5 protein-coding genes and 2 rRNA genes are annotated in these 13010 nt (G+C 65.3%); 5 read left to right on the top strand and 2 right to left on the bottom strand.

Features of this window, described 5'->3' with window-relative positions; translation table 11 throughout:
• Positions 1 to 222 precede the first annotated feature (222 nt).
• On the bottom strand, positions 223 to 2241 hold the full coding sequence (locus AC5677_RS14925) for a fructose-specific PTS transporter subunit EIIC (RefSeq protein ID WP_497196627.1): 2019 nt from the start codon (positions 2239 to 2241) through the stop codon (positions 223 to 225).
• Positions 2242 to 2765: 524 nt separating this feature from the next.
• On the opposite strand from AC5677_RS14925, the gene ahcY reads away from it, so the two are divergent.
• Both ahcY and AC5677_RS14915 read left to right on the top strand, forming a co-directional pair.
• Entirely contained in the window at positions 2766 to 4223 is a 1458-nt protein-coding gene (ahcY, locus tag AC5677_RS14920; RefSeq protein ID WP_497195524.1) for an adenosylhomocysteinase, read from the top strand.
• 180 nt (positions 4224 to 4403) lie between these two features.
• Positions 4404 to 5018 carry a hypothetical protein gene (locus AC5677_RS14915; protein ID WP_497195523.1) on the top strand — a complete coding sequence of 205 codons (615 nt, stop codon included), beginning with the start codon at positions 4404 to 4406 and terminating at the stop codon, positions 5016 to 5018.
• 64 nt (positions 5019 to 5082) lie between these two features.
• Here the strand turns inward: AC5677_RS14915 and AC5677_RS14910 are convergent, their stop codons facing one another.
• On the bottom strand, positions 5083 to 6135 hold the full coding sequence (locus tag AC5677_RS14910; RefSeq protein WP_497195522.1) for an RDD family protein: 1053 nt from the start codon (positions 6133 to 6135) through the stop codon (positions 5083 to 5085).
• A gap of 116 nt (positions 6136 to 6251) precedes the next feature.
• Between AC5677_RS14910 and AC5677_RS14905 the strand changes: the two genes are divergently transcribed.
• The 3 genes from AC5677_RS14905 (at position 6252) to AC5677_RS14895 (ending at position 12954) form a co-directional block, all read left to right on the top strand.
• Complete coding sequence (locus tag AC5677_RS14905; RefSeq protein WP_497195521.1) at positions 6252 to 7259, top strand: stage II sporulation protein M; 1008 nt, start codon at positions 6252 to 6254, stop codon at positions 7257 to 7259.
• A gap of 741 nt (positions 7260 to 8000) precedes the next feature.
• A 16S ribosomal RNA gene (locus AC5677_RS14900) occupies positions 8001 to 9529 on the top strand.
• A gap of 303 nt (positions 9530 to 9832) precedes the next feature.
• A 23S ribosomal RNA gene (locus AC5677_RS14895) occupies positions 9833 to 12954 on the top strand.
• The 16S and 23S rRNA genes sit together here, the layout of an rRNA operon.
• The last annotated feature ends 56 nt before the right edge of the window (positions 12955 to 13010 follow it).

The following is a 13010-nucleotide window of genomic DNA, read 5'->3' as shown; positions in this document are numbered from 1 at the left end:
ACTCACCGAGTGCGGGGGCCGTCGCCATGTGCGCCCGACCGGCACCCGGCAACGACAACCGGTGCCCAGCAACGCCCGTCAAGGGCCGACACCCGCTGCACGAGAACACCCGCTGCACGACAGCACCCGCCCCGCGACAGCACCCGCCCCGCGACAGCGCTCACCATGCGCGACGCGACAGCGCCGACCGCCGACCACCGCCCCTGACCTCAGCTACCCCAGCTACCCGATCTCCCCGAGCACCCGCAGCACCCCCGCCGCATCCTCCGCGCCCTGCAACCGCGCCCGGAAGTCCGTATCCATCAGCTTCCGCGACAGCAGCGCCAGAATCCGCAGATGCTCATCCCCGGCCGCCGCCTCCGGCACCGCGATCATGAACACCAGCTTGGCGAGCGTCCCGTCCAGCGACCCCCACTCGATGCCCTCCGGCGACCGCGCGAAGGCGACTACCGGCGCGGTCACCGCATCCGTCTTGGCATGCGGAATGGCGATCTCCTCGCCGAGCCCGGTGGTGCCCTGCGCCTCCCGGGCCAGCGCCACCCGTACGAGTTCCGCGACGTCCGCCACCTTGCCGCCGGCCGCCGCCAACTCGGCCAGCTCACGGATGGCCGCCTCCTTGCCGTCGGCCGTGAGGCGCGTCGTCACGGTCTGCGGGGTGAGATAGCCGGAGAGCACCTCGGGAAGCTCACCGTCCCCTGTACGGGAGCCCGCCCCTGTACGGGAGACCGCCCCCTCACCCGAAGCCCCGGCGACACCGACCGCCCCGCCCCCTACCGGCTCCAGCTCCGCCTCCGGCACGGCCTCCAGCCCCGGCACGACCTCCGGCACCGGCGCGCCCGGGACCCCCGCCATGGCCCGCCCCTTCCGCCGCTCCGCGACATCCACCAGCGTCACCGTCGACAGCGCCGTGACCACCGCCCCGGCCACCACCGCGACAAAGAACATCGGCACCCCGCCGACCGCCCCCAGCACCGCCACGATCGGCCCGCCGTGCGGCACCGCGTCCGACACCCCGGCCATCCCCGCGACCGCCCCGGCCACCGCCCCACCCAGCATGTTCGCCGGAATGACCTGCGCCGGCCGCGCCGCCGCGAACGGAATCGCCCCCTCGGAGATCCCGAACAACCCCATGAACAGCGAGGCCATCCCGGTCTCCCGCTCCTGCTCGGAGTACAGCCGTCGGCGCACCAGCGTGGCCAGCCCCTGCCCCAGCGGCATGACCGGAATGGCTGCGGCGCACATCCCCATCACGGTCTGATTGCCGGACGCGATCAGCCCCGAGCCGAACAGGAACGCCGTCTTGTTGACCGGCCCGCCCATATCGAACGCGATCATCAGCCCGAGGATCGCCCCGAGTGCGATCGCGCTGGTCCCGGTCATCCCGCTGAGCCAGCCCGTGAGATGCGTGAAGACCCACGAGATCGGTTTGCCGAGTACGGAGATGAAGAACAGCCCGAGCGCCGTCGTCGCCACGATCGGGATCACGATGATCGGCATGATCGGCCGGACGAAGCGGGGGACCCTGACCTTCTTGATCCACACGACCAGATAGCCGGCGAGGAACCCGGTGACGATCCCGCCGATGAAGCCGGCGCTCGCGTCCTTCATGCCGTACAGCTCGCCGTGGGTGGCGATCCAGCCGCCGATCACGCCGGGAACGAGGGCCGGCCGGTCCCCGATCGCGTACGCGATATAGCCGGACAGCATCGGGACCATCAGCTGGAACCCGATGGTCCCGATGCTGTTGACGTCCGCCCAGAACGACCCCGCCGGGATCTTCAGCCCCTCCGGCGTCGCATGGCCCCCGAGCGCCAGCGATATCGCGATCAGCAGCCCCCCGACCACCACGAACGGGATCATGTAGCTGACACCGTTCATCAGCGCCTTGTACCCGGCACTCCGCTCCTTGCCGCCCCCGATCCCCGGGGCCGCCGCGCCCCCGCTGCCCTCGTGCACCGGCGCGCTCCGCACCCGCTCGATCAGCCGCTCAGGATGATGGATGCCCTCCGCGACCCCGACGGCCAGCACCTTCTTGCCGGCGAACCGCCCGAGGTCGACATCCTTGTCCGCGGCGATGATCACCCCGTCCGCGTCCCTGACATCGTTGTCAGACAGTACGTTCTCGGCCCCGATGGAGCCCTGCGTCTCCACCTTGATCTCATGCCCGAGCGACCGGGCGGCCTGCGTCAGCTTCTCCGCGGCCATGTACGTGTGGGCGATACCGGTGGGGCAGGCGGTCACTGCGAGCAGTTTCAGCCCCCGCCCCGCGCCCTTGCGGGGATCGGCTGGACTCGTTGTCACGTGGTTCTCCTCACGACCCTGCGCGCGGCCGGACAGATGTTCTGGTGCTCCCGCGCTCCGGGCATCCTGCAGCACCCGGCACCGCAGTCAAAGCCCCCAGGTCCCGCCGCCCCACCGCGGGACACCCCGCCCGACATCCGCGCCGGCATCCGTTTGCGCCCTCCGTCGACGGCCGTCCATGGCCGGGACCGTACGGAATCGGCCCATCCGGACTGGGGCTCGCTGGGCCGATCGGTGTAGATTCGTGCCCAGTGCCAGACGTCGCTGCTGATGGCGGTCGGGCGGCCCGCCCCGCGGACCGGCCGAGGGAGAGAGGGCCTCCGACGGACTGCGCTGCGGCCAGGGGAGAGGTGTGTCCGCTTCCGCGTACGCCCCTGCTTCCCAGCTACGACTGGGGACACCCCCAGCCCGCGCCGCAGACTGCCCAGCCCTGAACACCACGCGACGCTCGAGGAGCAGCCCGCATGACGACAGCAGCCACCGGCCAGGACTTCAAGGTCGCCGACCTGTCCCTCGCCGCCTTCGGCCGCAAGGAGATCACCCTCGCCGAGCACGAGATGCCCGGCCTGATGGCGATCCGCAAGGAGTACGCCGCCGCCCAGCCGCTGGCCGGCGCCCGGGTGACCGGCTCGCTGCACATGACCGTGCAGACCGCCGTCCTGATCGAGACCCTCGTCGCGCTCGGCGCCGAGGTCCGCTGGGCGTCCTGCAACATCTTCTCCACCCAGGACCACGCCGCCGCGGCCATCGCCGTCGGCCCCAACGGCACCCCGGACAACCCCCAGGGCGTCCCGGTCTTCGCCTGGAAGGGCGAGAGCCTGGAGGAGTACTGGTGGTGCACCGAGCAGGCCCTGACCTGGCCGAACTCGCCCACCGGCGGCCCGAACATGATCCTCGACGACGGTGGTGACGCCACCCTCCTCGTCCACAAGGGCGTCGAGTACGAGAAGGCCGGCAAGGTCCCCGCCATCGAGACCGCCGAGAGCGACGAGCACCGCGCCATCCTCGAACTGCTCACCCGCACGGTCGCCGAGGCCCCCCAGAAGTGGACGAACCTGGCCTCCGAGATCCGCGGTGTCACCGAGGAGACCACCACCGGCGTGCACCGTCTCTACGAGATGCACCGCGACGGCGACCTCCTCTTCCCGGCGATCAACGTCAACGACGCCGTCACCAAGTCGAAGTTCGACAACAAGTACGGCTGCCGCCACTCCCTGATCGACGGCATCAACCGCGCCACCGACGTCCTCATCGGCGGCAAGACCGCCGTGGTCTGCGGCTACGGCGATGTCGGCAAGGGCTGCGCGGAGTCCCTGCGCGGCCAGGGCGCCCGAGTGATCATCACCGAGATCGACCCGATCTGCGCCCTGCAGGCGGCGATGGACGGCTACCAGGTCACCACCCTCGACGAGGTCGTCGAGACCGCCGACATCTTCGTCACCACCACGGGCAACAAGGACATCATCATGGCCTCGGACATGGCCCGGATGAAGCACCAGGCGATCGTCGGCAACATCGGTCACTTCGACAACGAGATCGACATGGCCGGCCTCGCCAAGCTCCCCGGCATCGTCAAGGACGAGGTCAAGCCCCAGGTCCACACCTGGACCCACCCGGACGGCAAGGTCCTGATCGTCCTGTCCGAGGGCCGCCTCCTGAACCTGGGCAACGCCACCGGCCACCCCAGCTTCGTGATGTCCAACTCCTTCGCGGACCAGACCCTGGCCCAGATCGAGCTGTTCACCAAGCCCGAGGAGTACCCGACCGACGTCTACGTGCTCCCCAAGCACCTCGACGAGAAGGTCGCCCGCCTCCACCTCGACTCCCTCGGCGTCAAGCTCACCGAGCTGCGCCCGGAGCAGGCCGCCTACATCGGCGTCCAGGTCGAGGGCCCGTACAAGCCCGACCACTACCGCTACTGAGCCACCCCTGATCCCGGCGCCCCTGCCGGCTCCGGCGATCAGCAACCGGCAACCACCAGCAGCCGGTGAACCCGGAAAGCCAGGCCCTCGCCCCTCACGGCGGGGGCCTGGCCCATGAGGCCCCACCCCGGGGCCCACCGAGCTCATCCCCACCGGCCCGCCCGAAGGACGGCAAGCCCCATGCCCCGCGGCCACTACTCGCTCCACGACCCGCACGATCACACCCCCCTCGGTGAAGAGCACTTCCACTGCGCCACCGGCCCCTCCGGCTGGCGCTACGTCTCGCAGATCACCACCCCCTCCGGCGATCACGCCGGCTCCGTCGACCTCACCCTCGACGAACTCGGCCGCCCCATCCGCCTGGAACTCCACGCCTCCGCCTGGCAGGTCCGCGGCGCCGCCCTCGACGGCGTCACCTGGGTACGCACCGACCCGACCGGCGAGCACGCCACCGAAGGCAACGTCCCCGCCCACGCCTTCACCGGCGCGTCCCCCGCCTTCCTCATCGCCACCGCCCGGCTGCTGCGCCCCACCCTCGGCGCCGGCGCCGTCCGCACCCGCCTCGTGGCCTTCACACCCCCCGTCCTCGCCCCCCGCACGCTCGACCAGTCCTGGGCCCTGGTCTCCAGCACACCACACGCCACTGACAACGCCCCGCTGATCGCGGACGAATACCAGGTCAACGACCTGGAAACCGGCGAACAGCACGCCGTCCACATCGCCGGCGACGTCGTCCTGTCCGCCCCCGGCATCGAACTCGAATCCCTCGAATCCCCTCCGTCGACGTTCACATAAGGCCGCCGTACGTCCCTCCGCGCACCCCGCGCCGACGCGTCGCCCCGCCCGCCCCGGCCCTGTCTCAGGCAGGCGGCGCAAACCCCGTACGCGACTCCCCACCGGCCGCGCCGTCGCCCTGCCGCTCCGCCACCGCCCCCGTGGCCCGGAACCCATCCCCGGCCACCGAAGGCCCCCCGGCCACCGGCGCGCTCCCTCCGGGCGCCGCCCACCGCCCACCGGCACCAGGACTCACCACACCCGCACCCGCATCCACGCCCCCCGGCCCCGACGGAACCCGCGCCGCGCCCTCCGCCGCAGCCCCCGGAGCCACAGGAGCCACAGGAGCGACCGAGACCACCGGGGCACCACCCGAGGCCGCCCCCGGCCCCCCGAATGCCCGCCGCGCCTCGCGCGCCTGCCGCTCACCCACCACAGCGGCCAGATAGGCCGCCGGATGCACCCCCGCAGGCGCCATCGCGCCCGTGAACCCCCGCAAGTCCGCCGCGAACCGCCCTGCCATCGCCTCGCCGACCTGCGGATCCAGCTGCTGCATCCGCCCGAAGAACTGCCGCACGGTCAGCCACCACCGGTCCGGCACCCGCGACAGGTCCAGCCCCGCGACCTCCGCCGCCAGCCAAGGATCCGGAGCCGGCCACTCCGCCGCAGCCTCCTCCACCGGAATCCGCTCCCGGACGACGAGCGTCCCGGCGAACACATCCCCCACCCGCCGCCCCCTCGCCGACACCAGCGACGCAATGGATGCCACGACCCCCATCGTCAGCACGATCTCCATCGCACCGATGGCACCCCGCACCAGCGCATGCCGGAACCGGATCGGCCCCCCGTCTTCCCGCACCACCCGCAGCCCGCAGATCACCTTCCCCAGCGACCGCCCCTGGCTCAGCGTCTCGACCACGATCGGTATCCCGACCTGCACCAGCACGAACGCCGCCACCGAAGCCGCCGCCAGCGCGGCGCTGTCCATCGATGACATCGTGCTCGCCAGCACCAGCGACACCGCGAGATACGTCCCCCAGGCGACGGCCAGATCCACCAGCACCGCCAGCCCCCGGCTCGGCAGCCGCGCCGGCCGCAGTCCCAGCACCACCGCTTCACCCGTGACGAGCTCACTCACCGCGCCCACTCCGCTCCACTCCCGCTCCCTCAACTCCCGACCACCCCACCCGGATCGTCCCCAGTCTGCCAAGCTGACCCGGAACCACCCCCCGGCGCTACGAGGAGCGACCCCGCATGGACCTCGATGTCTTCGTCACGGCCCACAGCGCCGAATGGGACCGCCTCGAGTCCCTCCTCCGCCGCAAACGCCGCCTCACCGGCGCCGAGGCCGACGAACTCGTGGCCCTCTACCAACGCACCACCACCCACCTCTCCCTCGTCGTCTCCAGCGCCCCCGACCCCGCGCTGACCGGCCGCCTCACCTCCCTGGTGGCCCGAGCCCGCAGCGCGGTAACAGGCGCCCGCAAGGCCTCCTGGCGCGACGCGGCCCGCTTCTTCACCACGTCCTTCCCCGCGGCGGTCTACCGCCTCCGCCACTGGTGGATCCCCACCGCGATCCTCTCCACCGCCGTCGCAGCCGTCCTCGGCTGGTGGATCGCCGCCCACCCCGAGGTGCAGGCCACCATCGGCGCCCCGGAGGACCTCCGCGCCATGACCCGCCCCGGCGGCGAGTACGAGACGTATTACTCCAGCCATCCCGCCGCGTCCTTCGCCGCGCAGGTGTGGACGAACAACGCCCAGGCCGTCGCTCTCTGCCTGGTCCTCGGCGCTTTCGCCGCCGTCCCCGTCCTCTGGGTCCTCTTCCAGAACATGCTCAACCTGGGCATCGGCATCGGCCTGATGTCCTCGGCAGGCCGCCTCGACACCTTCCTCGGCCTGATCCTCCCGCACGGCCTCCTGGAACTGACCGCCGTCTTCGTCGCAGCGGGCATCGGCCTCCGCCTCGGCTGGACCCTCATCGACCCGGGCCCCCGCACCCGCCGCACGGCCCTGGCCCAGGAAGGCCGATCCGCCCTCGGCGTCGCCATCGGCCTTGCCGCCGTCCTCTTCATATCCGGCGCCCTGGAAGGCTTCGTCACCCCCTCCGGCCTGCCCACCTGGGCCCGAATCACCATCGGCGCCGCCGCCGAGCTGGCGTTCCTCCTGTACGTCTACGTACTGGGCGGCCGCGCCGTACGCGCAGGTGAAGCGGGCGACATCGCCCTCGCCGACCGCGAGGCCCTCCTCCCGACCGCCGCCTGATGTGCATCCGACCCCGCTGACCTGCTAGTCTCCTCACCTCCCAGCAAACCCATTGACACGGGTGGCGTGGGGAGGTAGATTCAAACGGTTGCGGCGAGTTAGACAGACTCGATCGCGACGGTTAGTCTCTTCTCCGCTTCGGCCGGAAATTCAATTCGGCGAGGCACATCCGACCACTTACCGGAAGCCCGGTCGATTAATTCGACCGTCCAACTTCTGATAAAGTCGGAAACAGCCGAAAGGCAAACCCCTCCGACAGGGAAAGCTGAATCCCGTACGAGCCGGTAACGGCAGGCCGCGGATCTGCTAAAGTCGGAAAGGCCGAAAAGCGAAAGCGAAGCGGCCGACCCCGCTCCAACAGGGGGCCGGAGACGGAAACGGATCTGGTAAGGTTGGAAACGCGAAGAAGCCGAAAGGCGGAAACGCACCGGCGAAAATCGGAGCCGCAAGGATCTGATAGAGTCGGAAACGCAAGACCGAAGGGAAGCGCCCGGAGAGCCTGGTGAAACAGGCACAAAGGAAGCGTCCGTTCCTTGAGAACTCAACAGCGTGCCAAAAGTCAACGCCAGATATGTTGATACCCCGTCGACCGGAAACATCCGGGAGATGAGGTTCCTTTGAAAGTCCTGCCGACACCTTGTGTGACGGTAGGCAATACACAGCGAGGACGCTGTGAACGAGCAGGCTTATTCCGCCCGCTCGTTCCGCTCAACGCGAGTGTCACCCGATTACGGGTAAACATTCACGGAGAGTTTGATCCTGGCTCAGGACGAACGCTGGCGGCGTGCTTAACACATGCAAGTCGAACGATGAAGCCGCTTCGGTGGTGGATTAGTGGCGAACGGGTGAGTAACACGTGGGCAATCTGCCCTTCACTCTGGGACAAGCCCTGGAAACGGGGTCTAATACCGGATACGACACGGGGTCGCATGACCTCCGTGTGGAAAGCTCCGGCGGTGAAGGATGAGCCCGCGGCCTATCAGCTTGTTGGTGGGGTGATGGCCTACCAAGGCGACGACGGGTAGCCGGCCTGAGAGGGCGACCGGCCACACTGGGACTGAGACACGGCCCAGACTCCTACGGGAGGCAGCAGTGGGGAATATTGCACAATGGGCGAAAGCCTGATGCAGCGACGCCGCGTGAGGGATGACGGCCTTCGGGTTGTAAACCTCTTTCAGCAGGGAAGAAGCGAGAGTGACGGTACCTGCAGAAGAAGCGCCGGCTAACTACGTGCCAGCAGCCGCGGTAATACGTAGGGCGCAAGCGTTGTCCGGAATTATTGGGCGTAAAGAGCTCGTAGGCGGCTTGTCGCGTCGGATGTGAAAGCCCGGGGCTTAACCCCGGGTCTGCATTCGATACGGGCAGGCTAGAGTTCGGTAGGGGAGATCGGAATTCCTGGTGTAGCGGTGAAATGCGCAGATATCAGGAGGAACACCGGTGGCGAAGGCGGATCTCTGGGCCGATACTGACGCTGAGGAGCGAAAGCGTGGGGAGCGAACAGGATTAGATACCCTGGTAGTCCACGCCGTAAACGTTGGGAACTAGGTGTGGGCGACATTCCACGTCGTCCGTGCCGCAGCTAACGCATTAAGTTCCCCGCCTGGGGAGTACGGCCGCAAGGCTAAAACTCAAAGGAATTGACGGGGGCCCGCACAAGCAGCGGAGCATGTGGCTTAATTCGACGCAACGCGAAGAACCTTACCAAGGCTTGACATACACCGGAAAACCCTGGAGACAGGGTCCCCCTTGTGGTCGGTGTACAGGTGGTGCATGGCTGTCGTCAGCTCGTGTCGTGAGATGTTGGGTTAAGTCCCGCAACGAGCGCAACCCTTGTTCTGTGTTGCCAGCATGCCTTTCGGGGTGATGGGGACTCACAGGAGACTGCCGGGGTCAACTCGGAGGAAGGTGGGGACGACGTCAAGTCATCATGCCCCTTATGTCTTGGGCTGCACACGTGCTACAATGGCCGGTACAATGAGCTGCGATACCGCGAGGTGGAGCGAATCTCAAAAAGCCGGTCTCAGTTCGGATTGGGGTCTGCAACTCGACCCCATGAAGTCGGAGTTGCTAGTAATCGCAGATCAGCATTGCTGCGGTGAATACGTTCCCGGGCCTTGTACACACCGCCCGTCACGTCACGAAAGTCGGTAACACCCGAAGCCGGTGGCCCAACCCCTTGTGGGAGGGAATCGTCGAAGGTGGGACTGGCGATTGGGACGAAGTCGTAACAAGGTAGCCGTACCGGAAGGTGCGGCTGGATCACCTCCTTTCTAAGGAGCACTTCTTACCGGGCTTTGCCTGGTCAGAGGCCAGTACATCAGCGAATGTCTGATGCTGGTTGCTCATGGGTGGAACGTTGACTATTCGGCACGGTTTCTGAGGGTTCATTAGTACTGCTTCGGCGTGGAACGTGAGCTTGATGGGGTCGTGTCGGGCACGTTGTTGGGTATCTGAGGGTACGGACTGTGAGTCTGGACCTTCGCGATGCCGGCCCCAGTGAACTCAGCCTTCGGGTTGGGGTGGTGGGTGGCTGGTCGTTGCTTGAGAACTGCACAGTGGACGCGAGCATCTGTGGCCAAGTTTTTAAGGGCGCACGGTGGATGCCTTGGCACCAGGAACCGATGAAGGACGTGGGAGGCCGCGATAGGCCCCGGGGAGCTGTCAACCGAGCTTTGATCCGGGGGTGTCCGAATGGGGAAACCCGGCAGTCGTCATGGGCTGTCACCCGCTGCTGAACACATAGGCAGTGTGGAGGGAACGCGGGGAAGTGAAACATCTCAGTACCCGCAGGAAGAGAAAACAACCGTGATTCCGGGAGTAGTGGCGAGCGAAACCGGATGAGGCCAAACCAGTCACGTGTGATACCCGGCAGGGGTTGCGTGGTTGGGGTTGTGGGATCTCTCTTTCACAGTCTGCCGGCTGTGAGACGAGTCAGAAACCGTTGATGTAGGCGAAGGACATGCGAAAGGTCCGGCGTAGAGGGTAAGACCCCCGTAGCTGAAACATTGACGGCTCGTTTGAGAGACACCCAAGTAGCACGGGGCCCGAGAAATCCCGTGTGAATCTGGCGGGACCACCCGTTAAGCCTAAATATTCCCTGGTGACCGATAGCGGATAGTACCGTGAGGGAATGGTGAAAAGTACCGCGGGAGCGGAGTGAAATAGTACCTGAAACCGTGTGCCTACAAGCCGTGGGAGCGTCGCACAAGGAACTTGTTCCTTGTGTCGTGACTGCGTGCCTTTTGAAGAATGAGCCTGCGAGTTTGCGGTATGTTGCGAGGTTAACCCGTGTGGGGAAGCCGTAGCGAAAGCGAGTCCGAATAGGGCGTTGAGTAGCGTGCCCAAGACCCGAAGCGGAGTGATCTAGCCATGGGCAGGTTGAAGCGGAGGTAAGACTTCGTGGAGGACCGAACCCACCAGGGTTGAAAACCTGGGGGATGACCTGTGGTTAGGGGTGAAAGGCCAATCAAACTCCGTGATAGCTGGTTCTCCCCGAAATGCATTTAGGTGCAGCGTCGTGTGTTTCTTGCCGGAGGTAGAGCACTGGATAGGCGATGGGCCCTACCGGGTTACTGACCTTAGCCAAACTCCGAATGCCGGTAAGTGAGAGCGCGGCAGTGAGACTGTGGGGGATAAGCTCCATGGTCGAGAGGGAAACAGCCCAGAGCATCGACTAAGGCCCCTAAGCGTGTGCTAAGTGGGAAAGGATGTGGAGTCGCAGAGACAACCAGGAGGTTGGCTTAGAAGCAGCCACCCTTGAAAGAGTGCGTAATAGCTCACTGGTCAAGTGATTCCGCGCCGACAATGTAGCGGGGCTCAAGCACACCGCCGAAGTCGTGTCATTGCGATATTACCTCTAACGGGGATCGTGATGGGTAGGGGAGCGTCGTGTGCCGGGTGAAGCAGCCGTGGAAACGAGTTGTGGACGGTTCACGAGTGAGAATGCAGGCATGAGTAGCGATACACACGTGGGAAACGTGTGCGCCGATTGACTAAGGGTTCCTGGGTCAAGCTGATCTGCCCAGGGTAAGTCGGGACCTAAGGCGAGGCCGACAGGCGTAGTCGATGGACAACCGGTTGATATTCCGGTACCCGCTTTGAAACGCCCAATATCGAATCCATTAATGCTAAGGCCGTGAAGCCGGCCTGGAGTCTTCGGACGAAGGGACGTGGTGGAGCCGCTGACCCAAGGTGGTAGTAGGTAAGCGATGGGGTGACGCAGGAAGGTAGTCCAGCCCGGGCGGTGGTTGTCCCGGGGTAAGGGTGTAGGCCGTGTGGTAGGCAAATCCGTCACACGTTAAGGCTGAGACCTGATGCCGAGCCGATTGTGGTGAAGTGGATGATCCTATGCTGTCGAGAAAAGCCTCTAGCGAGTTTCATGGCGGCCCGTACCCTAAACCGACTCAGGTGGTCAGGTAGAGAATACCGAGGCGTTCGGGTGAACTATGGTTAAGGAACTCGGCAAAATGCCCCCGTAACTTCGGGAGAAGGGGGGCCATTGCTGGTGATCCGATTTACTCGGTGAGCTGGTGGTGGCCGCAGAGACCAGCGAGAAGCGACTGTTTACTAAAAACACAGGTCCGTGCGAAGCCGTAAGGCGATGTATACGGACTGACGCCTGCCCGGTGCTGGAACGTTAAGGGGACCGGTTAGTCACATTTCGGTGTGGCGAAGCTGAGAACTTAAGCGCCAGTAAACGGCGGTGGTAACTATAACCATCCTAAGGTAGCGAAATTCCTTGTCGGGTAAGTTCCGACCTGCACGAATGGCGTAACGACTTCTCGACTGTCTCAACCATAGGCCCGGTGAAATTGCATTACGAGTAAAGATGCTCGTTTCGCGCAGCAGGACGGAAAGACCCCGGGACCTTTACTATAGCTTGATATTGGTGTTCGGTTCGGCTTGTGTAGGATAGGTGGGAGACTTTGAAGCAGCCACGCCAGTGGTTGTGGAGTCATTGTTGAAATACCACTCTGGTCGTGCTGGATGTCTAACCTGGGTCCGTGATCCGGATCAGGGACAGTGTCTGGTGGGTAGTTTAACTGGGGCGGTTGCCTCCTAAAGAGTAACGGAGGCGCCCAAAGGTTCCCTCAGCCTGGTTGGCAATCAGGTGTTGAGTGTAAGTGCACAAGGGAGCTTGACTGTGAGACTGACGGGTCGAGCAGGTACGAAAGTAGGGACTAGTGATCCGGCGGTGGCTTGTGGAAGCGCCGTCGCTCAACGGATAAAAGGTACCCCGGGGATAACAGGCTGATCTTCCCCAAGAGTCCATATCGACGGGATGGTTTGGCACCTCGATGTCGGCTCGTCGCATCCTGGGGCTGGAGTCGGTCCCAAGGGTTGGGCTGTTCGCCCATTAAAGCGGTACGCGAGCTGGGTTTAGAACGTCGTGAGACAGTTCGGTCCCTATCCGCTGTGCGCGTAGGAGTCTTGAGAAGGGCTGTCCCTAGTACGAGAGGACCGGGACGGACGAACCTCTGGTGTGCCAGTTGTCCTGCCAAGGGCATGGCTGGTTGGCTACGTTCGGAAAGGATAACCGCTGAAAGCATCTAAGCGGGAAGCCTGCTTCGAGATGAGGGCTCCCACCCCCTTGAGGGGTTAAGGCTCCCAGTAGACGACTGGGTTGATAGGCCAGATATGGAAGCGCCGTAAGGTGTGGAGTTGACTGGTACTAATAGGCCGAGGGCTTGTCCTCAGTTGCTCGCGTCCACTGTGTAGGTTCTGAAGTAACGAACTCGCCTTGTCGGCTGG

It is taken from the genome of Streptomyces sp. JLSY215 (genome assembly GCF_059682825.1).
Note: the sequence above shows the minus strand (reverse complement) of the source record. Positions and strands in the feature narration are given on the sequence as shown.

What these genes read in the sequence shown, in the direction of transcription:
- ahcY (WP_497195524.1), top strand. Translation starts at nt 2,766, where the DNA reads ATGACGACAGCAGCCACCGGCCAGGACTTCAAGGTCGCCGACCTGTCC.
- AC5677_RS14915 (WP_497195523.1), top strand. Translation starts at nt 4,404, where the DNA reads ATGCCCCGCGGCCACTACTCGCTCCACGACCCGCACGATCACACCCCC.
- AC5677_RS14905 (WP_497195521.1), top strand. Translation starts at nt 6,252, where the DNA reads ATGGACCTCGATGTCTTCGTCACGGCCCACAGCGCCGAATGGGACCGC.